We start from the raw sequence: 21,071 nt of genomic DNA, 5'->3' as shown, positions 1-21,071 counted from the left end.
GGGCCGGTTGACCGGAATCGCCTGGCCCCGCGACTTCTTTCCCGGACTGATGCTCGAACTGCGCCGCCGCCGTGGCGACCCGGTGATCCGCCTGGCCACGACGCGGCTCGAGGAACGGGTGCAGGTCGGCGGCCGTGAGACCGGGCACTGTTACGCATTGCCGAGGTCTGGCATGGCAGGAGCACCGGTTGCCTACGAGCGGAGGTAGTTGCTCCGCTTCCGTCGTCCGTGCTGGTCGCGTCGTTCATGGAGCGCGCGACTGTGGAGGTTGTGCACCGCCGTGGTACATGTGCTATGCATGGTACATGTCCATGAAGCGAACCAACGTCTACGCCGATCCGGAAGATCTCGCAATCATCAAGGAGGCCGCGAAGCGGCGCGGCGTCAGCGAGGCCGAGATCATCCGTCAGGGCATCCATCTCGCGGCCATGGCCAACCGTGTCTGGGACGAGCCTCTCTTCTCCCGCTCTTTCCAGGGGGCAGGTCGTACTCCCGGCAAGAGTGAGGTGCGTGACACCGTCGCCGACGCCGTGAGCCGCGAGACGGAGTCCGGGACCGCCACGTGATCATCGTCATCGCGGACACTTCTGGGCTCCTCGCGGCGCTCGACTCCGCCCATCCCGAGCATCACGCGTCGAACGAGGCGATCATGGCCGCGGGACTCCTGGTGATGTCCCCACTGCTGCTCGCGGAGATCGACCACGTCGCCACGCGCGAGCTCGGCCGTGAAGCGGCGCTCAGCGCGGTCGACGACATCCGGCGTTGGATGCGTCGAGGCCGTATCGCCCTGCCCGAGATCACGGAAGACCATCTGGATGTAGCCCAGTCGGTGCGTGCCCGGTATCGCGACCTGGACCTGGACCTGGACCTCGCGGATGCGGTGAACGTCGCCCTCGCCGCCGAGTACGACACCGACGCCGTACTCACGCTTGACCGTCGTGATTTCCGGGCTGTGCGTCCACTGGGCCGATACAAGGCGTTCCGGGTCCTGCCCGACGACCTCCCGGTCTGACACCGGAGGCCGCCCGGCCGTGTCGTTGATCCCGTGGGCCATGACGCTCGTTTGACGCTCGCAGCGCCCCTGGACTCCCGGGAGGGCAGGAAAACCTCTCTGGCCTGCAGTTTCCCGGGCTTGATTCCGGCCGACACCTTTCCCGTGACGCACCACGTGGAGTGCGTGGCTGGCGGTGCTGGAGCCCGCCGCAAAGGGTCTCTGACCCGCTGGTTCTCTGCGTGCCCGGCCCGTGGCATGGAGGACGGCGTACAGCAGTCCTGACGCTCGTCCGATGCGCATTCTGATGGAGCCTCAACATCCGGGGCCGGGGCCGGGGCCGTCGGCCGGCTCGGGCGGAGCCCTGTGCCCGTGGTGAGGCGAGTCGTCGCCGCTGGGTGTGCCATCCCCCCGGCATCGCGCCCCCCACGCCGGTCCGGGCCGCTCCCTCGCCTTCCGGTTTCGGGAAGGGCGCTCACTCCCGGCTCTCGGCAGATGGCCTGCTCGCCGCCCACCCCTGTAATCAACTGCGTTTGTTTCATTGACATTTCACTCAGAAGTCGTACCTTGGGAGCGCTCCCATGGCGCTTCGCAACTCGAAGGAGTTCCCCCACATGCGCAATCAGAGCCCCTCAACCGGGCGTACCCGGTCTGCCATCCGCCGGCCTCTCCAGGCGCTCATCATGCTGTTCGCCGTGGCTGTCGGCGCCCTGGCCTGGTCAGCCCCCGCCCAGGCGCACGGCACCATCGTCAACCCCGCCACCCGCGCGTACCAGTGCTGGGAGCGGTGGGGCAGCAACCACACGAGCCCGGCCATGCAGGCCGAAGACCCCATGTGTTACCAGGCGTTCCAGGCCAACCCCGACACCATGTGGAACTGGATGAGCGCGCTCCGCGACGGCCTCGGTGGCCAGTTCGAGTCGCGGACCCCCAGCGGGGCGCTCTGCAGCAACAACCTCTCGAGGAACGCCAGCCTGGACAAGCCCGGGGACTGGAAGACGACCAACGTCAGCAGCAACTTCACGGTCCAGCTGCGCGACCAGGCGTCCCACGGTGCCGACTACTTCAAGGTCTACGTGAGCAAGCAGGGCTTCAACCCCAAGACCCAGACCCTGGGCTGGGGCAACCTCGACTTCATCACGCAGACCGGCCGCTACGCCCCGGCGCAGGACATCAGCTTCAACGTCAACACCTCCGGCTACAGCGGACACCACATCGTGTTCATCATCTGGCAGGCCTCGCACCTCGACCAGGCCTACATGTGGTGCAGTGACGTGAACTTCGGCTGAGCCGGAGAGCGCCGCACACGGCACCGGCCTCCGCCGGGGCGGGGAACCCATGTGGTCGCCCTGCCCCGGCGGGGGCTCCCCGCGCTCCCGGTGAGAACACACCCGATCGCGCGGCAGTCGCACGATGGCCGGCTCCCCGCCGTCTCGTCGTACGGCTCCGGCGCTCAGCGGCCGGGGAGGCTTCCGTCGGCCCACCGGCGCATGGCGCCGCCGGGCGCACCCACGCCGCCCCGGCCTTCCCCGGCCGTCCGACAGCTCCCGGAGACCTCATGCCCAGGGACGAAACCCCTTCACGGAACACGCCTCGCCCACCCGGATTCAACCGCAGGGACTTCCTGGCCCGCGCGGGTGGTCTGACCCTCGCCGCCGGCGCCGGCTCGCTGCTGCCGTCCGGCACCGCTCAAGCCGCCGAGATCATCACCACACCGCGGAGCGGCATGCAGGGCGGCTACTACTACGATTTCTGGACGGATGGCGCCGGAACGGTCTCCATGGCGCTCGGCGACGCCGGCCATTACACCGTCCTCTGGAACGACTGCGGGAACTTCGTGGCCGGCAAGGGCTGGGCCACCGGGGGGCGCAGAACCGTGCGGTGGGCGGGCGACTTCGCCCCCTCCGGCAGCGGTTACCTGTCCGTCTACGGGTGGACCACCGACCCGCTCGTCGAGTACTACATCATGGACGGCTATGGCTCGTACCGTCCCGACTTCTCCGATCACAGGGGCGTCGTCGCCGGCGACGGCAAGACCTACGACATCTACCGGACGGTGCGTATCCCTCTGCCGTCCGAGGGCGTGGGCGACCAGATCATCCAGCAGTTCTGGAGCGTCAACCAGGGGAAGTGGAGCAACGGCGGCACCATCACCACCGGCACCCACTTCGACGCTTGGTCACGCGCCGGGATGACCTTGGGCAGCTTCACCGACTTCATGATCGTCGCGACCGAGGGCTACCAGAGCAGCGGGCACGCCGACATCTGGGTCGGGTGAACTCCCACGGGCGGAAGGCGGACGCCGGGGCTCTGCTCACTCGGTGGCCCGGGTGGTCGCCCGGCTCGCTTCGTGATACCGCTCCGCCATCCGCCCACCGCCCTCCGCCTCCGTCGCCGGCCCGTTCGCCGGGGAAGTCGCGCAGGGCGACATCGATGGACCGGGCATCGCCGGACGCCTGTCGGCCTGGTTTCCCGTCTGCCGGCGAGCCGGCCGTGAGGAGACCGGCGTCGCCCGTGTCCGTGCTCCGGTCGGCTCGGCGCCACCGTCCCAGCCATTTCGCGGCGTGACGTGCGCGTTTTGACGCAGAGGCCTCGCGGCGTGTTCCGGGGTCGGTAGTAACGCCTGCGAGAGGTATTGACGTCGTTCAACGGTTCCCTATCATTCAGGTTGCTCGATACTTCGACCATCGTTCGATATCTCGGACATGCCGAGTCGCTCCATCGCACAGCAGGGCATCTCCGGGTCGCCCCCCACCGATCGCCGAGCCGCAAGGGACCTGCCGCATGTGTGCATGTCATGGCCTCATCAGCATCCCCTTCGTCGCGCGCCGGGGACCGCCACCGGCCTCGTCGCCGGCGCGGTCCTCCCGCTGACGGGAGCCTCACGGGCGCGGCCGCTCCCGCCCGGGGGCAGGCCCGCGTCACCGCCGGGGAGTACGCGGGGGTACGCGAACCCGGCGATCGGGCAGGACTCCGCGGACATCGATGTCGGCTCGCTCGCCCGGCCGGGCCACCGTGACGCTCGCGGACCGCCGCACACCGCACGGCAGTGCATTGCACCGACAGTCCGGACAGCCTGTGACGAGGCCAGCCGGAACCGCCCCCTCAAGGTTGGGAAACCCCCCATGCACAGAGGAAGTTTCAGCCGCAGGCATCCGTCCGCGGCGCTCGCCGCCGCGGTCGCGGCGGCCCTGGCCACGCTGGCGGCGCTGCTCGTCGCCCCCTCGGCCCAGGCGGCCACCAGCGGCGCCTTACGTGCTGCCGGCTCGAACCGGTGTCTCGATGTGGTGGACGCCGGCCAGACCGACGGCACGTCCCTGCAGCTCTACGACTGCTGGGACGGGACCAACCAGCAGTGGACGCTGACGGACGGCAACGAGCTGACCGTGTACGGCACCAAGTGCCTGGACGTCCCGGACCACGCCACCACGCCCGGTACCCGGGTGCAGATCTGGACCTGCAACGGCGGTGCCAACCAGCAGTGGCAGGTGAAGTCCGACGGCACGGTCGTCGGCGTGGAGTCCGGGCTGTGCCTGGAGGCGGCGGGCGCCGGCACGGCCAACGGCACGGCGGTGCAGATCGGGACGTGCAACGGCGGCAGCAGCCAGAAGTGGACCGGCCTGGCCGGGACGCCGACGGACGGCGCGTGTGCTCTTCCGTCGTCGTACCGGTGGACGTCGACGGGCGCGCTGGCGCAGCCGGCGCACGGATGGGCCTCGCTGAAGGACTTCACCGCCGTGAAGCACAACGGCCAGTACCTGGTCTACGGGACGAACTACTCGGGATCGTCGTACGGTTCGATGGCGTTCAGCCCCTTCAGCAACTGGTCCGGCATGGCATCGGCCGGCCAGAACGCGATGAACCAGGCCGCGGTGGCGCCCACGCTGTTCTACTTCGCGCCCAAGAACATCTGGGTGCTGGCGTACCAGTGGGGCCAGTGGCCCTTCATCTACCGCACGTCGAGCGACCCCACCAACCCCAACGGCTGGTCCTCTCCGCAGCCGCTGTTCACCGGGAGCATCTCCGGCTCGGACACCGGCCCGATCGACCAGACCCTGATCGCCGACGACCAGAACATGTACCTGTTCTTCGCCGGTGACAACGGCAAGATCTACCGGGCGAGCATGCCGCTCGGGAACTTCCCGGGCAACTTCGGCTCGTCGTACACGACGATCATGAGCGACACGAAGGCCAACCTGTTCGAGGGCGTACAGGTCTACAAGGTCCAGGGACAGAACCAGTACCTCATGATCGTCGAGGCGATGGGCGCGAACGGGCGCTACTTCCGCTCCTTCACGTCCAACAGCCTGAACGGTTCGTGGACCCCGCAGGCCGCCAGTGAGAGCAACCCCTTCGCGGGCAGGGCCAACAGCGGTGCCAACTGGACCAACGACATCAGCCACGGTGACCTGGTCCGCAGCAACCCCGACCAGACCATGACCGTCGACGCCTGCAACCTGCAGTTCCTCTACCAGGGCAAGGACCCCAACGCGGGCGGCGAGTACAACCGGCTGCCGTGGCGGCCGGGTGTCCTCACCCTGCAGGGCTGACCTTCCCGGTCCCGCTGACCGGCGCTCACCGCCTTCGAGGAGCCCCAGCCGTGCGGCGGCTGGGGCTCCTCTCACCCGGCCGATCGGCGTGTGCGCCCCGGTAGGACCTGACGACACGGTGGGCCGACACGGCGAGCGCGGGAGGCGGACTCCGGCGCCCCGGACCGCGCCGCCTGCGACCTCGTGCTGCGGGCGGCGGGCGGACGGCCGTCCCCGCACCGCCGTCCGGCCGGGCTCACGGCGCGGGAGATCGAGGTACTGCGGCTGGCCGCCCGCGGGCCGACCAGCCGTCAGATAGGTGCGGAGCTGTCCATTTCGAGCCGCACCGTGGGCCATCACCTCGGGCACATCTACGACAAGACCGGGCGGCGGACCCGGGCCGGGGTGGCCGTCTTCGCCATGGAGCAGCAACTCCTGCCCTGACCGCCGGTGCGACACGGCGGAGGACCGCGTCGTCACCCGCGGTGGCCGCCGTCCTGGGGGTACTGGGACCAGGCTCCCGGCCGCGCCGGAGCCTAACCTGAGCGGCATGACCACCTCGAAACTGGGCGAGTACCTGCGGAGCCGGCGCGCGCGGGTGACGCCGCCCGACGTCGGTCTTCCCCAGGACGGACGGCGGCGCGTCCCCGGCCTGCGCCGTGAGGAAGTCGCGATGCTGGCCCGCATCAGCGTCGACTACTACCTGCGACTGGAACAGGGCCGCGAGCGGCACCCGTCGCCGCAGGTCCTGGACGCCCTGGGCGACGCGCTGCTGCTGGACGACGACGCCCGGCTGCACCTGTACCGGATCGCGGGCATGACCCCGCTCCCGCGCCACCAGGGCGGCATCGAGCGAGCGGACCCCCAGCTGCTGGCGCTGGCCGACCTGTGGGACCGCACACCGGCCCTGCTCCTGGGCCGCGCGTACGACGTCCTCGCCGCCAACACGCTGGGGCGGGCCGTCTTCCCCCATCTCCCGCCCGGCGCGAACGTGCTGCTCACGATGTTCCTGGACCCGTCGGTCCGCTCGTTCCACGCGCACTGGGAGAAGGCGGCGGCCAACGCGGTCGCGGGATTCCGCTTCCTGGAGGGCGCCCGGCCGAACGACCCTCGGATCCAGGAAGTCCTGCGGACGGCCTCGGAGAGCAGCCGCGAGTTCGCCGACCTCTGGCAGCGGCGCGACGCACGGGGCAAGAGCGACGCCGCGAAGGTCCTGCTGCATCCCGAGGTCGGCGAACTCGCTCTGCGCATGCAGACCTTCGACGTGCGCTCCGCTCCGGGGCAGCAGCTGATCGTCTACCACGCCCAGGAGGGCACCCGGACCGCGGAAGCACTCCGCCTGCTCGGCTCGCTGGCGGCGACCGGCCACCCCGCACCCCGGGACGACCAGCTGAAGCGGGCCACCTGAGAGTCCGCTCCCGGCCGCCGGTATAGGCCGACCGCCCGGTGAGCAAAGCCCTGTCGGGCACGGCGATCACGCTGTCGGCCACACTCGCCTGAACCGGACGGACGTCTCCCGGGGGTACCGCGCGCGGCGGAAGCGCGCGGTACCCCTGCTTCGTCGTGAGTGTCGTGCGTACGGCCGGGCTCCCGCGCGGACCGCGGAGCTCTCAGCTGAGAACCGCCCGGGTCCCGAGGGCGTTGAGCAGGGCGAACTGGCCGGCCGCGGCGGTGCCCGCGGGCGGGGAGCAGACGGCGATGCGCAGATCGGCGCCGGGGACGGTGAGGGTGTCGCAGTCGACGGTGACCGGCCCGAGGTCGGGGTGGTGCACGGTCTTGCTGTCGGTGGTGTGGAAGCCCACCGCGTGGGAGTGCCAGAGATCGTCGAAGCGGGCGGCGGCGCCGCGCAGGTCCTTGATCAGCGCGGTGAGCCGCGCGTCCTTGGGGTAGCGGGCGGCGGAGGAGCGCAGGTCGGAGACGAGGGCGGTCTCGAAGCGGTCCTCCTGGGCGGGGGTGTGGGTCACGCGGGTGGGCCGGTGGGTGAAGTGCCGCCAGGCGATGTTGCGGTCCCTGCCGCGCCAGGGGGAGGGGTCGCCCATGAGGGCGGCCCACAGGGGGTTCCAGGAGACGAGGTTCCAGGCGGCGTCGTGGACGCTGAGCGGGCTGCCGTCGAGCTGGTCGAGGAGGCGCTGGACGCTGGGCGGCAGGTGCGGGGAGATCTGGCCGGTGGTGGGCGGGGCCTGGCCGGCCAGCAGGTACAGATGGTCGCGTTCGGTTTCGGTCAGGCGCAGGGCGCGGGCGAGGGAGGCCAGCACCTGCGGTGAGGGCGAGGTGGCCCGGCCCCGCTCCAGGCGGACGACGTAGTCCACGGAGAGACCGGCGAGCTGGGCGAGCTCCTCGCGGCGCAGCCCGGGGGCCCGGCGCACCCCGCCGAGGGGGAGCCCCAGGTCTTCGGGGCTGGTGCGGTCGCGCCAGTGGCGCAGGGCCCGGCCGAGGGCCGCGGGATCGTCGTTCACCCCTCCATTGTCCGCCGTTCCCCGCCGAACAGCCTGGTACTGGCGGACCCCCCGCCGAGGAGGGCTCTCCCTGTCCCGTCCGGTCGCCCGCAGGCTGAACCGCATGACAACCATCACCGGGGCCAACAAGGGCCTCGGACAGGAAACCGCCCGCCGCCTCGTCGAGGCGGGTCACACCGTCTACGCCGGAGCCCGCGACGCCCACCGCGGCGAGCAGGCGGCCAAGGCCCTCGGGGCCCGCCCGCTGCTGATCGACATCACCGACGACGCCTCCGTCGCCGCGGCCGCCGACCAGGTGCGCGCCGAGGCAGGCCGGGTGGACGTCCTGGTCAACAACGCGGGCATCGCCGGGCCGGCCGCCCCGGCCGGCGAGCTGACCGCCACCGACCTGCGGCAGGTGTTCGACACCAACGTCTTCGGCGCTGTGCGCACCACCCGCGCCTTCCTGCCCCTGCTCCAGCAGGCGGCCCGGCCCGCGCTCGTGAACGTGTCCAGCGCACTGGGCTCCCTGACGATCAACGCCGACCCCGCCGCCCACGCCGAACTGCTCCCCGCGTGGGCGCCGCTGCTGGCCTACAACTCCTCCAAGGCCGCGCTGAACATGCTGACCGCCGTCTACGCGCAGTCGTTCCCGCAGGTCCGCGTGGTCTCGGTCGACCCGGGGTTCACCGCGACCGACCTCAACGGCCACCAGGGCACGCAGAGCGTCGAGGAGGGCGCCGCGGCGATCGTCGCCGCCGTCACGGCGGGGCCCGGCACCCCGGGCCCCGCCTTCGTCGGCGCCAACGGCCCCGTTCCCTGGTAGCCGCACCGCGTTCCGGAGCGGCCGGCCTCCGCCCGTCCGCCGCGACCGAGCGCGCCGCTGCTCCCCTGGGTGCGGCACGCTCAGTCGCGGAGTGCGGCCCCGGCACACGCCTCCGGGGCCGCGCGGGGCGTCAGCCCCGGTGCATGATGTAGCCGACGTGGTGCAGTTCGTCACCGCGGAAGTACCCCACGGCCCAGAAGCCGAGGTCGTCCAGGTAGTCGATCCGGTCGCCGTCGATCCAGTACCGGCCCTGGTAGGCGTGCGGCCGGCCGCCGCGGGTCTCGTCGTACCGGCCGTCGGCGGTGAGTTCCTGGTGCAGGAAGTCGTCCTGGTCGATCCAGACGCCGACCCGCGGGCTGCCGGTCAGGTCCGGTGAGGCGGGGATACCCAGTTCGGGGGCGGTGGCCCGGCCGGGGGCGTCGCTGCCGGCCCACAGCACGGGCCGGCCGGCCGCGATCAGGGCGCGGACCTGCTCCGGCCGGGACGCCAGCGTGGCCAGGGCCCCCGGTACATCGGCGGCGAACTCGTCGGGCACCACCAGCAGGTCGCTGGTGTTGCCCGGGGTCAGCGTGGCGACGTGCTCCGAGCGCCGGCCCCGGCCGCCGGCCAGCGCGACGGTGTCCACGACGGCGGGGACGATGGTCATGCCGGCGGAGTCGACGACGATGGCGTTGTCGTCCTCCGCCGCGGTGAACAGGGACGGGCCGACCGCGACGATCAGGGAGCCGACGAACAGGATGTCGGCACCGGTCATGGTCCCGATCAGCGGGTCCATCGTCAGGATGCGGGCGCCTGTGAACAGGACGGGACGCCCTGTGCCGTCCGAGAGGATCTCGTCGAGGGCCTTGGAGTTCCAGCCCGCGATGTCCGTGTGGGTGATGCTCATCTTGTCTTGCTCCTCGGGCGGGTTCGGATCTGTGGGTGCGGTGTGTGCGGTGTGTGCGGGGCGCACGGGGCGCTGCTACGAGCCGGGCTCGGCGGTGGATGGTGCCGGGCGGCTTCCGCCTCCTCAGCTTCGGTGCGCTCCGCCACCGGAACCAGGCCGCTCTGTCACCGGGTCCACCGCACCCACGGAGCACCGCCCGGTGCGGTGGTGATCGGGAAGCGGCCCAGGACAACCGCTCGGGGACGGGAGGGCGGCCACGGCCCCGCGGAGGGTGGGTGCGCGGCACCCGGGAAGCGCTCACCCGGGGGGACGGCGGCCTGGCAGCGTCCCGCCGCAGGGCCGAGGGTGGACCCATGACCAGCAACGACACGCCCCGCGATCCGCACCCGTACGTCGGGATGTGGGTGACCGCGGACGGCTACATCCGCCAGGAACTGCTGCCGAACGGCCGGTACGACGAGGCCCGCGGCAACCGCCGGAGCGCCTACACCGGCCGCTACACCGTCACCGGCAGCCACCTCGACTACGTCGACGACACCGGCTTCACCGCCACCGGCGACGTCCGCGACGGCGTCCTCTCCCATGAGCACCTCGTGCTCTACCGCGAGAACGACCCGCGCGCCCGGGAGGGAACCCGGCCGTGACCCGGACCGGGACCGGGCTCAGGCTGCGGACGGCCTGAGCCGCCGGCACCGGACCCGCGAACGCCCGCCGCCCGCCGCCCGCCGCCCGCCGCCGGACGGCGGCGTAGGCAACCAGCACAGCTGCCATTGCGCTCCCCTCCGTCCTGATCGCCTTCACCGCGGCGGACCGTCTCACGCACCTGGCGATCCCGGGCTGGTTCGGAGCCCTGAACCGCTCGGTGCCGTCCGCCTTTACGGCCCTCTCGCTGGTACAGATCGGGCTGGGTGGGTTGGCGGCGCGGATTGGGTCGGTGGCGGGCGTGACGGTGTCGGGTCTGTGCCGTTGGCCAGGGAGGCAGGTCCAGGAGGCGGTGCGGAGGGGGAGGCGGTGGCCATGGCGGCGGAGAACGGTGACGGTGCCCGGAACTGCGGTGACGGGGCGGCGGAGTTGCCGGACAGTCTGAAGACGTTCGGTGCGGTGCTGAAGGTGCTGCGCGAGGAGGCGGGGCTGACGCAGGAGGAATTCGCCCCGCTGGTGCGGTACTCGGCGCCCTACATCGCCAAGATCGAGCAGGGCAAGCGGTTCCCGCCGAGGGAACTGCCCGGCCGCGTGGAGGAGCCCTTGGGCCATGTCGCCTCCCGCATCCTGGCGGCGGCCCACCGCAGCCTGACCCGCCGGGCCGGGCTGGCGTCGTGGTTCCGGCAGTGGGCGGGTATCGAGGGGGAGGCGCTGTCGCTGTACGCGTACGAGTGCCGCGCGATTCCCGGGCTGTTGCAGCCGGAGCCCTACATCCGGGCCATCTTCGAGCGCCGCCTGCCGCCCGTCACCGAAGAGCGGCTTGAGCGAGAGGTCGCCGCTCGGCTCGACCGGCAGCGGATCATCGAGCAGAAGCCGGGTACCGCGTTCAGCTTCGTCATCGAACAGGCCGTACTGGAACGGAACGTGGGCGGTGATCAAGTGACACTGGCGGTCATCGATCATCTGTTGGCCGTGAGCAGGCGGCGCAACGTCGAAATCCAAATCATGCCGCTCCGCCAGGAGGACCACTGCGGAGTCGACGGGCACATGTACCTGGCAGAGACTCCGGACCACCGGTGGGTCGGTTACACCGAAGGACAGAGGGCGAGCAACCTGCTCACGGCCCCCAAGGACGTCAGTGTTTTGCTCCAGCGCTATTGCAGCCTGCGCTCGCAGGCTCATGATTGCAGAGCCACTGTGAGCCTGTTGGAACAGATGCGAGGAGCGTATGAGCACCACTGACGAACAGGGCTGGTTCAAGAGCAGTTACAGCGGTAGCGAGGGCGACAACTGCGTCGAGGTGGCCATATCCTCCGAGGCCGTCTTCGTCCGCGACTCCAAGGATGTTCGGCGGCAGCCGCTGTCCGTATCCCCGGCCGCCTGGGCGGACTTCCTCGGCCACACTGCCAACTGATCCTCAGCACTCACCGTCTGTGCGGCGGGACCGGCCTCGGTCCCGCCGCACAGGCATGTCGGGACGGCCTCGACAGGGGCTCCACTCCCGTCGCTGTCGGCAGCCCAGTCGGTGAGAGCCCTCGACGGCAATCTCGTCTGAAAACTGAGTCAAAGGACTTGAAGTTCACAGGTGCCTGCGTAGGCTGGTGGCGGTCGGCGTTAAGTCGGCCTCAAGGGGCCTCTCGGGGGTGGGACTTGATGAGCGGAACCAGATGCAAGCGGTGTGAGCTGCTGATCGGCATGGGATGCGCCTGTCCCTCCCGGAAGAAAAAGCAGGGCGGGAAGCGGAGCGGGTCCGGCGGGAGGCGTCGGCAGGAGCAGCCGCAGCCGGTCATGGTCCGGCGGATCCCCAAGTCGAAGACCCGGCAGGGCGGGAAGCAGTCGAACCCCGCCCCACGCCCGCCGAGGGACGACGCGTTCCCGTACGGCGACGACCGCGAGGCCGAGGCGTTCCGGGAGGAACTCCGCGACATCACGGAACGCGGCAGCAGTGTGCGGACCGTCTCGGGCGGGCTGCCCACCCTCGGACGCCGCCGCTGACTCCGGCCGAGCATCCCCGCCCCGGCCCGGCACCCTCGCCCGGGCCCGCCGCCTCTCCTCGCCTCCCAGCCAGGGCGAACGTCTCATAGGTGTGATCCGTGATCCCTCCACCCATGTCGGACCGACCCGTTAGGATCCGCCCGGGAAGCGGAAACGACGAGCGAGGACAGCGCATGCGGGAAGGCCGGTGGACCACGGTCACCGAGTCCGAGTTCGAACACGAGCGCCGCGGCCTGGAGGCGATCCGGGAGAAGCTGCCGGATGCCGAACCGTGGCGGGCCTGGTCGAACTTCACCTTCACCGCGAGCACCGGGCACGTCCGCGAGGTCGATCTGCTCGTCGCCGCCCCCGGTGGCGTCTACATGATCGAGTTGAAGGACTGGCACGGCTCGGTCACCTCCGTCAGCGGCACCTGGGTGCAGACCACGCCCAACGGCCGGCGCCGTACCCACTCCAACCCCCTGCACCTGGTCAACCGGAAGGCCAAGGAGCTGTCCGGGCTGCTCGTCCAGGCCGGGGTGCTGGGCAGGCGGATCTGGGTCGGCGAGGCCGTCTGCTTCACCGACGACTCGCTGCGCGTACGGCTGCCCGCACACGACCAGAACGGCGTCTACACGGTCGCCGAGCTGATCGAGCTGCTCCAGCGGCCCTCGCGCGACGAGCGCGGCCGGATCTCCCCGGGCGACTCCCGCCAGATCAAGGCCGCGCTGGAGAAGATCGGCATCCGCCGCAGCGACGCCGAGTACAAGGTCGGCCCGTACGAGCTGGAGCGCCGCCCCTTCGACTCCGGCCAGACCTGGGCCGACTACGAGGCGCGCCACAGCGACCTGCCCGAGCGCGCCCGGGTCCGCGTGTACCTGAGCGAGCGCGGCTCGGACTCCTCGCTGCGGCAGTCCGTGGAGAACGCCGCCCGCCGCGAGGCGGCCGTCCTCCAGCGTTTCCGGCACCCGGGCGTCGTCCCCTACCGGCAGTACTTCCCGACCGGGCACCCGGCGGGCCCCGCGCTGGTCTTCGACTACGACCGGCGGACGATGAAGCTGGACGAGTACCTGGTCCAGTACGGCGGGAAGCTGGACATCCTCGGCCGGATGGCGCTCGTCCGGCAGCTCGCCGAGACCATGCGGTCCGCGCACGCCCGGCGCATCCACCACCGGGCCCTGGCCGCCCGCTCCGTCCACGTCCTGCCCGGCCCGGGCGGCGGTCCGGGGACGGCGGCCGGCGAGGAGGCGGCCTGGCTCAGCCCGCGGCTGCAGATCTCCGACTGGCAGATCGCCACCCAGCGCAGCGGGGACTCCTCCCAGGGGGGCGCCACGCGCCTGGCGCCGACCACCCTCTCCGCGATGAACCTGGCCGACGACGAGGACCCCTACCTCGCGCCGGAGTTGACCGCGCTCCGCCCCGACCCGGTGTCCCTGGACGTCTACGGCCTCGGCGTCCTCACCTATCTGCTGGTCACCGACCGGGCCCCGGCCGCCAGCCAGGCCGAGCTGCGCGCCCGCCTGGAAGCGGGCGAGGGGCTACGGCCCAGCTCCCTGGTGGACGGCCTGTCGGAGGACATCGACGAGCTGGTGCAGGCGGCCACGGCCTACACCCCGGGCCGGCGCCTGGCCGGCGTCGACGACTTCCTGGAGATGCTGGAGGTTGTCGAGGACTCCCTCACCGCCCCCGCCTCCGAGACCGCGCCCGACACGGCGCCCGAGGCCGCCGCCGCACCGGAGAAGGACCCGCTGGAGGCCGTCCCCGGCGATGTCCTCGACGGCCGCTGGGAGGTCCGCCGCCGGCTGGGCACCGGCTCCACCAGCCGCGCCTTCCTCGTCCGCGACCGCGAGGCCGAGACACGCAGGACCCGCCCGCTGGCCGTACTGAAGGTGGCCCTGTCCGACAGCCGGGCCGACATCCTCGCCCGCGAGGCCGAGGTGATGGGCCGACTGCGCCCCCACTCCGGCATCATCCGCCTCGTCGAACCGGAGCCGCTGCGCATCGCGGGCCGCACCGTCCTCGCCCTGGAGTACGTGGGCGACGAGCGCGACGACGCCGGGGAGCCCGGCGAGCGGAAGGCGCCCCGCCGCCGCGAGGAGACCGTCGCCCGTCAGCTCCGCGACGACGGCCGGCTCCCCGTCGACCAGTTGGAGGCGTACGGCGACTACCTCTTCGGCGCCGTCGACTTCCTGGAGGGCGAGGGCGTCTGGCACCGCGACATCAAGCCGGACAACATCGCCATCCGCATCCGCCCCAACCGCACCCGCGAACTGGTCCTCATCGACTTCTCGCTCGCCGGATACCCGGCGAAGAGCACCGACGCGGGCACCGACGGCTACCTCGACCCGTTCGTCGACGTCATCACGCGCGGCAGCTACGACTCCCACGCCGAGCGGTACGCCGTGGCCGTCACCCTGCACCAGATGGCCTCCCGCGAGCTGCCCAGGTGGGGCGACGGCAGCGTGCCGCCCCGGATGACCGACCCGGAGGAGTGGCCCTACCCGACCATCGCGGCCGAGGCCTTCGACCCGGCCGTGCGCGACGGGCTGGTCGCCTTCTTCCAGAAGGCCCTGCACCGCGACGTGAGCAAGCGGTATCCCGAGCTCAAGCCGATGCGGGACGCCTGGCGCAAGATCTTCCTCGACGCCTCGCAGACCGTCCCCTCCAGCCACCGCACCCGCCACCCGGCCACGGCCGGCACCGGAACGGCTCCCGGCACCGCCGGGGCGGCCCCCCTGGGCGTCCTCCCGGGCACCGAGCCGGAGACCACGGAGCAGCAGCGCGACCGCCTCGCCGACGAGGCCACCCACGACACCCCGCTGACCGTCTCCGGTCTCACGCCGGCGGCCCAGTCCTTCCTCTACGGCCTGGGCATCAGCACCGTCGGCGAACTCCTCGACTACAGCCGCCGCAAGCTCGTCAACGCCCCCGGCCTGGGCGCCAAGACCCGCAACGAGGTGCAGCGGCGGCAGCGGGAGTGGGGCGAGCGGCTGCGCGGCGCACCCGTCTCACCGCTCACGCCCGAGGGCCGGGCGGAGGCGAAGGAGGAGCTGGAGCAGCTCACCGCCGCCGAGTCCGCCCTCGTCGGCCCCCTGGCGACGACCGACGCCGCCGGCGGCCTCCCGGACCGCGCCCTGCGCTCCGCCAGCCTGGACCTCCTCGCCACGATCTTCGTGCCGGTCGTCAACAACAACGGCTCCAACCGCAACAAGGCCGAGATGGTGCGGCTGCTGCTGCGCCTGCCCGACGAGCACGGCGCCCTGCCGGACATCGGGGTCTGGCCGAAGCAGAAGGACGTCGCCGAGGCGCTGGGGCTCAGCGCCGGGCGCATCCCGCAGATGCTCAAGGAGGAGCGCAAGCGCTGGAAGGCCGACCCGGCCGTCGCCGCGCTGCGTGCCGAGATCCTCGGCCTGCTCGCGGGCATGGGGCGCGTTGCCTCCGCCGTCGAGATAGCGGACGCCCTCGCGGTGCGGCGCGGCAGCCGGCTCTCCGAGCGCGAGCAGCGGCGCGCGCTGGCGCTGGCGGCGGTCCGCGCCGTGGTCGAGGCCGAGCAACTCGCCCCCGACGAGGCGGAGTTCCAGCACCAGGCCAACCGCAAGGCCACCGAGGAGTCGCTGGGCGCGGGTCTGCTGGCCCTGGACGTGCGCGAGGACGACGCGCCGGACACCCCGACCGCGCCCGGCCTGCTGGACTACGCGGGCAAGCTCGGCCGTGCCGCCGACCGGCTCGCCAAGCTGGACACCCTGCCGACGGCCGCGACCGTGCTCGCCGAACTGGGCGCGGTGGCCGTGCCGCCCGGCACGGTCGACTGGGACGAGCGGCGCATGGTCGAACTGGCCGCCGCCGCCTCCCTGAACGCCGCCGCCACCCCGCGCCTGGAGATCTACCCGCGCGACCTGTCCCTCGTCCGCGCCCTGCGGCTGACCCAGGCCGGACTCGTCCGCTGGATCCCGGGGCAGCCCGAGGGCCTGCAGCCCGGCCTCGCGGTCAAGGACGTGCACGAGCGGGTTCGCGCCCGCTTTCCCGAACTGGTCGCCCCGGACGGGCGCGGCGGCTGGACGCACGACCTACCGGCTGGCGGCCCGCTCACCAAGGCCCTGCGCGACGCGGGCTTCGAACTCTCGCTCAAGACGCACGAGCGCGAGGGCACGCTGCGCTACCTCCCGACGCGGGTGGACGACGCCTCCAGCTACCTCACGACGGGCGCCGCTCGGCAGTCCACGCGCGCGGGCACGGCGACGCGGTACGCGGACGACCCGCAACTCGCGGGCGCGGTGCGGGCGGAGGAACGGCTCCTCGCCTCGGCCCGCCGGGACGGCTACCGGGTGCTGACCGTACGGCAGCAGCACGTGCGGGACGCGGTACGGGAACTGGGCGCCGAACGGCTGGGCGCGCGGGCCGTGTCGGTGACCGAGCTGTTCCTGGAGGCCCTGCGGGGGCAGGTCACGCCGGGCACCAAGCCCACCTGGGAGACCCTGCTCAAGGCGGACGCCGCCGAGCCGGGCTCGAAGGGCGCGGTCCGGTTCGCGGAGTACGCGCGGACGGCGTGGGGGTCGGTGGAGCCCCGGATCGCGGAACTGCTGGGCGGCGGCCGTGCTGACGGTGGCGGTGGCCGTGCGGACGGTGGCCGTGCCGCCGGGCGTGGTGGTGCGACGGGCCCCGTCCTGCTGACGGAGGCCGGGGTGTTCGCCCGGTACGACGCGATGGGCGTCCTGGACCGTTTGGCGTCGGCGGCCCGGCAGGGCGGGCGGGGCCTGTGGCTCCTGGTCCCGCAGGCCGACCCCCTGCGCGAGCCGAGACTCGGGCAGGTGGCCGTGCCGTACCAGGCCGGCCTGGGGGAGTGGATTCAGCTTCCGGACACGTGGGTGGACAACGCCCACCGGGGGTCCGGCGAGAGCGTGACAAGTGGTGTCGAGGGAGACGCGAAGTGATCGACCGCAAGGCTCTGTTGGACGACCTGAAGCAGCAGGTCAAGGCGGTCGAGGCGGACCTCGGGCGACAGGTGCGGACGCTGGACGAGGTCGGGGCGCGGCTGCGCTCGGAGTACGACCAGGCGCGCAAACTCGGACGCACGGCGGCGACGTGGAACGCCTGGCTGGACGAGCGGGTCACGCAGGTCGGGGTGGCATGGGTACTGGGCACGGTCTTCGTCCGCTTCTGTGAGGACAACCGCCTGATCCCGGAGCCGTACCTGACCGGCCCGGACGGCGACCGGCGCGAGCTGGCGGAGTCCCGGTACGACGCGTACGTGGAGACGGACGAGGACCCGACGTACCGCGGCTGGCTGGAGAAGGCGTTCGACGAACTGGGCCAGGGCCAGGCCGGCCGCCTCCTCTTCGACAAGCGGCACAACCCGCTCTACCAGATCCCGCTCTCACACGACGGCGCGCGTGAGCTGGTCGACTTCTGGCGCCGGCGCGACGAGGCGGGCGTCCTCATCCACGACTTCACCGACCCGCTGAACGACGACGGCACGGAGGGCTGGGACACCCGCTTCCTGGGCGACCTGTACCAGGACCTGAGCGAGGCGGCCCGGAAGACGTACGCGCTGCTCCAGACCCCGGAGTTCGTGGAGGAGTTCATCCTCGACCGCACGATGAACCCGGCGGTCCGGGAGTTCGGCTACGAGGACCTGAAGATGATCGACCCCACGTGCGGGTCGGGGCACTTCGTACTGGGCGCGTTCCGGCGACTGGTCCGGCTGTGGGCTGAGGGCCACCCGGGCAAGGACGTCCACGAGCGGGTGTCGGCCGCACTGAAATCGGTGCACGGTGTGGACGTCAACCCGTTCGCGGTGGCCATTGCTCGGTTCCGACTGTTGGTCGCAGCGATGGCCGCAAGTGGCGTGCGGACGCTGGTGGAAGCGGCGCAGTATGACTGGCCGGTCTACCTGGCAGTCGGCGATTCGCTGATCAAGTCTCGCCGCTCCCAGCAGGGCCACCTGTTCGGTGGGGTTGACGAGGACTTCGTAGACGAGTTGGCCGAGTTCAAGTACGCCACTGAGGATGTGCACGAGTACCCGGACATCTTGCGGCCGGGCCGATATCACGTGGTGGTGGGGAACCCTCCGTACATCACGGTCAAGGACAAGACCCTCAACGCTCTCTACCGTGACCTGTATCCGGCGTGTGCGGGCAAATATGCGTTGTCCGTGCCGTTCGCCCAGCGGTTCTTTGAGCTGGCCAAGCGCGGGGATGCCGAGGGGCGCGGCTACGGCATGGTGGGGCAGATCACCGCGAACTCGTTCATGAAGCGCGAATTCGGGGAGAAGCTCATCGAGGGATACTTCGGACACGCGGTGGAGTTGACCGAGGTCATCGACACCTCGGGTGCCTACATTCCCGGGCACGGGACCCCGACGGTCATTCTGGTTGGCAGGCAGCGGGGTGGCGACAGGCGGTCACCGGTTATCCGAACCGTCCGCAGCGTGCAGGGCGAACCCACAGCGCCGAAGAAAGCCGAAGAGGGTCTGGTATGGCGAGCGATCGTGGAGCAGATCGACAAGCCTGGTTCGGTGAGCCAGTGGGTTTCTGTGGACGACTTGTCGCGAGCCAAGTACTTCGGCAAGCAGCCGTGGGTTCTGGCTGATGGCGGCCAAGAAATGCTTGAGCAATTGGATGCTGCTGCGGTGAAGAGATTTTCCGCGCTGACGGAGTCAAGCGGATTCTCTGCCATCACTGGAGACGACGATTTGTTTGCGTACCCCCGACCGGCTGCAGTCTGGCTGGCCGGTCGAAACACCCCCAAGCGGCCGTTCTTGGAAGGGGATCAGATTCGGGATTGGGACAGCCTTCCGGGGGCTGATGCTATCTACCCGATCGGAGCTAAAACTGATGAGCGAAGGCGGCTTGAGTCGAAGGAACTCTGGCCAGGGCGAAAAATTCTGCGAAACACGCTCTACTTTGCCAAGACCAAGGAAGAGCGTGGTATTCCTTGGTCTAATTATGCCTTCTACAAGGAGGATCGCCTAAATTCCTCCTTGTTGCTCACGTTCGCATTTGTTGCGACACATAATCATTTCGTGCTGGATCGGGGCGGAAAGGTGTTCAAGCAGTCTGCCCCGGTGATCAAGTTGCGGGAGGGGGCGAGCGAGGAGGAGTACCTGCGGCTGCTCGGGCTGCTCAACAGCTCCACGGCTGGCTTCTGGCTTCGCATGGTGAGCTATCCGAAGGGCGGCGACCCGGTTGGGGGCGAAGGGGCGCGAGTTAGCGTCCACCCATGGTCTGACCGTTACGAGTTCACCGGTACCAAGTTGGAGGAGTTCCCGCTCCCGGCTGAATACCCCACCGCCCTCGCCACCGCCCTCGATGGATTCGCCCAGGAGCTCACCGCCGCCAGCCCCGCGGCCGTGGCAGCCGAGGCGGTGCCCACCGCCGGGGTGCTGCGGGAGGCCCGGGTCCGGTGGGAGGCCAAGCGGGCGCGAATGATCGCGTTGCAGGAGGAACTGGACTGGCAGGTCTACGCCCTCTACGGCCTACACGTCGAGGATCTGCGAGTCTCCGAGAATCCCGACGACCTAACCATTCCGGAACTCGCGCTCGGGGAACGGGCCTTTGAGATCCTGCTCGCCCGCCGGGTGGCCGTCGGGGAGGCGTCCGACGAGTGGTTCAAGCGGCACAACTCCAAGCCCATCACGGAGATCCCTACCCACTGGCCCGCTCCTTACCGCGAGATCGTCCAGAAGCGCATCGATGCCATCGAGTCGAACCGTGCCATCAACATGGTCGAGCGCCCCGAGTACAAGCGCCGCTGGGCCACCGAAGGCTGGGACGCCCTCCAGGAGAAGGCCCTCCGCTCCTGGCTGCTCGACCGCATGGAGAAGCGTGAGTTCTGGTTCGACGAGAATGATCAGCCCGCCATCCTCACCCTGGGCCGCCTCACCGACGCCCTCTCCCGCGACGAGGACTTCGCTTCCGTCGCCAAGCTCTACGCACCCCGCAAGGAACTGGCTGCGGTCGTCGCCGAGCTGATCACCGGCGAGCACGTGCCGTTCCTCTCAGCCCTTCGCTACAAGCCCTCCGGCTTGAAAAAGCGCGCCGACTGGGAAGAGGTGTGGGACCTCCAGCGCAAGGAGGACGCCGCACCCGACGAGCTGGCCAAGCGGAAGATCCGGGACTCCATCCCCGTGCCGCCGAAGTACACCTCGGCCGACTTCCTCCGCCCGTCCTACTGGAAGGCGCGCGGCAAGCTCGACGTGCCCAAGGAGCGGTTCATCTCCTACTCCCAGACCAACGCCGCCACCCCGGACCTCTACGGCTGGGCCGGCTGGGACCACAAGGAGCAGGCGCAGGCCCTCGCCACGTACTTCACCAACACCCCGCTGTCCACCGAGGAGATCACCCCGTTCCTCGCCGGCCTGCTGGAACTCCAGCCGTGGCTGTACCAGTGGCACAACGAGTTCGACATGCTCTACAGCGGCTCCCCGGCGGACTTCTTCGCCGCCTACCGCCAGCAGAAGCAGAGCGAACACGGCCTCACCGACGACGACCTCCGCGCCTGGCGCCCCCCGGCCGCCACCCGTGGCCGCCGCGCCGCCACGAAGAAGTAGCCCCACAGGACTCGGTGTTGTGCCCGTAAGCCGATGCCGAGTTCCGGGGACACCCCGGCTGCCCGGTCGCGTCGGCCCACGCACGCAGACCCTCCAGGCTCTCGTGGGTGGCCGTCTGCCGGCCGTGCTCCGGTTTGCTGATCGGAGCCCGGCCGGCCGAGCCGCTGCGCGAGCCGCCGACCGGTGAGCCGGACCACCACGGCACGGGAAACGGAGTGCGCGTAGCTACGCGCACCCAGC

Annotated in this window: 16 protein-coding genes; 14 read left to right on the top strand and 2 right to left on the bottom strand. The window is 70.9% G+C overall.

Annotation, left to right across the window (positions count from 1 at the left end):
* Positions 1 to 305 precede the first annotated feature (305 nt).
* The 7 genes from SXIN_RS07215 (at position 306) to SXIN_RS07180 (ending at position 6,928) form a co-directional block, all read left to right on the top strand.
* The gene (locus SXIN_RS07215) at positions 306 to 566 is read left to right on the top strand and encodes a ribbon-helix-helix domain-containing protein (RefSeq protein WP_039821926.1); all 261 of its coding nucleotides are present in this window, start codon (positions 306 to 308) and stop codon (positions 564 to 566) included.
* Positions 563 to 1,012 carry a PIN domain-containing protein gene (locus SXIN_RS07210; protein ID WP_019709667.1) on the top strand — a complete coding sequence of 150 codons (450 nt, stop codon included), beginning with the start codon at positions 563 to 565 and terminating at the stop codon, positions 1,010 to 1,012. Before SXIN_RS07215 ends, SXIN_RS07210 begins: the two co-directional genes overlap by 4 nt.
* A gap of 593 nt (positions 1,013 to 1,605) precedes the next feature.
* Positions 1,606 to 2,280: a lytic polysaccharide monooxygenase gene (locus tag SXIN_RS07205; RefSeq protein ID WP_019709666.1), complete on the top strand. Its 675-nt coding sequence runs from the start codon at positions 1,606 to 1,608 to the stop codon at positions 2,278 to 2,280.
* Positions 2,281 to 2,549: 269 nt separating this feature from the next.
* Positions 2,550 to 3,269: a glycoside hydrolase family 11 protein gene (locus SXIN_RS07200; protein ID WP_019709665.1), complete on the top strand. Its 720-nt coding sequence runs from the start codon at positions 2,550 to 2,552 to the stop codon at positions 3,267 to 3,269.
* A gap of 847 nt (positions 3,270 to 4,116) precedes the next feature.
* Positions 4,117 to 5,541 carry a non-reducing end alpha-L-arabinofuranosidase family hydrolase gene (locus tag SXIN_RS07190; protein ID WP_019709664.1) on the top strand — a complete coding sequence of 475 codons (1,425 nt, stop codon included), beginning with the start codon at positions 4,117 to 4,119 and terminating at the stop codon, positions 5,539 to 5,541.
* A gap of 183 nt (positions 5,542 to 5,724) precedes the next feature.
* Complete coding sequence (locus SXIN_RS07185; RefSeq protein WP_019709663.1) at positions 5,725 to 5,964, top strand: response regulator transcription factor; 240 nt, start codon at positions 5,725 to 5,727, stop codon at positions 5,962 to 5,964.
* A gap of 106 nt (positions 5,965 to 6,070) precedes the next feature.
* The gene (locus SXIN_RS07180) at positions 6,071 to 6,928 is read left to right on the top strand and encodes a helix-turn-helix transcriptional regulator (RefSeq protein ID WP_019709662.1); all 858 of its coding nucleotides are present in this window, start codon (positions 6,071 to 6,073) and stop codon (positions 6,926 to 6,928) included.
* Positions 6,929 to 7,130: 202 nt separating this feature from the next.
* Here SXIN_RS07180 and SXIN_RS07175 read toward each other — a convergent pair whose 3' ends face one another.
* On the bottom strand, positions 7,131 to 7,976 hold the full coding sequence (locus SXIN_RS07175; RefSeq protein WP_019709661.1) for a helix-turn-helix domain-containing protein: 846 nt from the start codon (positions 7,974 to 7,976) through the stop codon (positions 7,131 to 7,133).
* A 103-nt stretch (positions 7,977 to 8,079) separates the two neighbouring features.
* On the opposite strand from SXIN_RS07175, the gene SXIN_RS07170 reads away from it, so the two are divergent.
* Positions 8,080 to 8,781 (top strand): SDR family NAD(P)-dependent oxidoreductase, encoded by a 702-nt coding sequence (locus tag SXIN_RS07170; RefSeq protein ID WP_019709660.1) that lies wholly within the window; start codon positions 8,080 to 8,082, stop codon positions 8,779 to 8,781.
* Positions 8,782 to 8,911: 130 nt separating this feature from the next.
* On the opposite strand, the gene SXIN_RS07165 is transcribed toward SXIN_RS07170, so the two are convergent.
* A complete protein-coding gene (locus SXIN_RS07165; protein WP_019709659.1) occupies positions 8,912 to 9,667 on the bottom strand; it encodes an Atu4866 domain-containing protein in 756 nt (251 codons plus the stop codon).
* A gap of 353 nt (positions 9,668 to 10,020) precedes the next feature.
* Between SXIN_RS07165 and SXIN_RS07160 the strand changes: the two genes are divergently transcribed.
* The 6 genes from SXIN_RS07160 (at position 10,021) to pglX (ending at position 20,831) form a co-directional block, all read left to right on the top strand.
* Positions 10,021 to 10,311, top strand: coding sequence for an Atu4866 domain-containing protein (locus tag SXIN_RS07160; RefSeq protein ID WP_039821929.1), 291 nt, complete (start codon positions 10,021 to 10,023; stop codon positions 10,309 to 10,311).
* 373 nt (positions 10,312 to 10,684) lie between these two features.
* Positions 10,685 to 11,551 (top strand): helix-turn-helix domain-containing protein, encoded by an 867-nt coding sequence (locus SXIN_RS07155; protein ID WP_039823687.1) that lies wholly within the window; start codon positions 10,685 to 10,687, stop codon positions 11,549 to 11,551.
* A complete protein-coding gene (locus SXIN_RS07150; protein WP_019711201.1) occupies positions 11,538 to 11,723 on the top strand; it encodes a DUF397 domain-containing protein in 186 nt (61 codons plus the stop codon). Before SXIN_RS07155 ends, SXIN_RS07150 begins: the two co-directional genes overlap by 14 nt.
* A 239-nt stretch (positions 11,724 to 11,962) precedes the next feature.
* Positions 11,963 to 12,304, top strand: a complete 342-nt coding sequence (locus SXIN_RS31205) for a hypothetical protein (RefSeq protein ID WP_157916261.1) — start codon at positions 11,963 to 11,965, stop codon at positions 12,302 to 12,304.
* A gap of 173 nt (positions 12,305 to 12,477) precedes the next feature.
* Entirely contained in the window at positions 12,478 to 17,214 is a 4,737-nt protein-coding gene (gene pglW, locus SXIN_RS07140; RefSeq protein ID WP_019711199.1) for a BREX system serine/threonine kinase PglW, read from the top strand.
* Complete coding sequence (pglX, locus tag SXIN_RS07135; RefSeq protein ID WP_019711198.1) at positions 17,211 to 20,831, top strand: BREX-2 system adenine-specific DNA-methyltransferase PglX; 3,621 nt, start codon at positions 17,211 to 17,213, stop codon at positions 20,829 to 20,831. The genes pglW and pglX overlap by 4 nt, the downstream gene beginning before the upstream one ends.
* Positions 20,832 to 21,071 lie beyond the last annotated feature (240 nt).

Origin of the sequence: Streptomyces xinghaiensis S187 (assembly GCF_000220705.2) — a bacterium.
Lineage (GTDB): Bacteria > Actinomycetota > Actinomycetes > Streptomycetales > Streptomycetaceae > Streptomyces > Streptomyces xinghaiensis.
This window is presented reverse-complemented; position numbering and strand designations above follow the sequence as displayed.

Coding starts and splice junctions, on each gene's coding strand:
- SXIN_RS07165 (WP_019709659.1), bottom strand. CDS start 9,667: ATGAGCATCACCCACACGGACATCGCGGGCTGGAACTCCAAGGCCCTC.
- SXIN_RS07150 (WP_019711201.1), top strand. CDS start 11,538: ATGAGCACCACTGACGAACAGGGCTGGTTCAAGAGCAGTTACAGCGGT.
- SXIN_RS07215 (WP_039821926.1), top strand. CDS start 306: ATGTCCATGAAGCGAACCAACGTCTACGCCGATCCGGAAGATCTCGCA.
- SXIN_RS07160 (WP_039821929.1), top strand. CDS start 10,021: ATGACCAGCAACGACACGCCCCGCGATCCGCACCCGTACGTCGGGATG.
- SXIN_RS07170 (WP_019709660.1), top strand. CDS start 8,080: ATGACAACCATCACCGGGGCCAACAAGGGCCTCGGACAGGAAACCGCC.
- pglW (WP_019711199.1), top strand. CDS start 12,478: ATGCGGGAAGGCCGGTGGACCACGGTCACCGAGTCCGAGTTCGAACAC.
- SXIN_RS07155 (WP_039823687.1), top strand. CDS start 10,685: ATGGCGGCGGAGAACGGTGACGGTGCCCGGAACTGCGGTGACGGGGCG.
- SXIN_RS07190 (WP_019709664.1), top strand. CDS start 4,117: ATGCACAGAGGAAGTTTCAGCCGCAGGCATCCGTCCGCGGCGCTCGCC.
- SXIN_RS07180 (WP_019709662.1), top strand. CDS start 6,071: ATGACCACCTCGAAACTGGGCGAGTACCTGCGGAGCCGGCGCGCGCGG.
- SXIN_RS07200 (WP_019709665.1), top strand. CDS start 2,550: ATGCCCAGGGACGAAACCCCTTCACGGAACACGCCTCGCCCACCCGGA.
- SXIN_RS31205 (WP_157916261.1), top strand. CDS start 11,963: ATGAGCGGAACCAGATGCAAGCGGTGTGAGCTGCTGATCGGCATGGGA.
- SXIN_RS07205 (WP_019709666.1), top strand. CDS start 1,606: ATGCGCAATCAGAGCCCCTCAACCGGGCGTACCCGGTCTGCCATCCGC.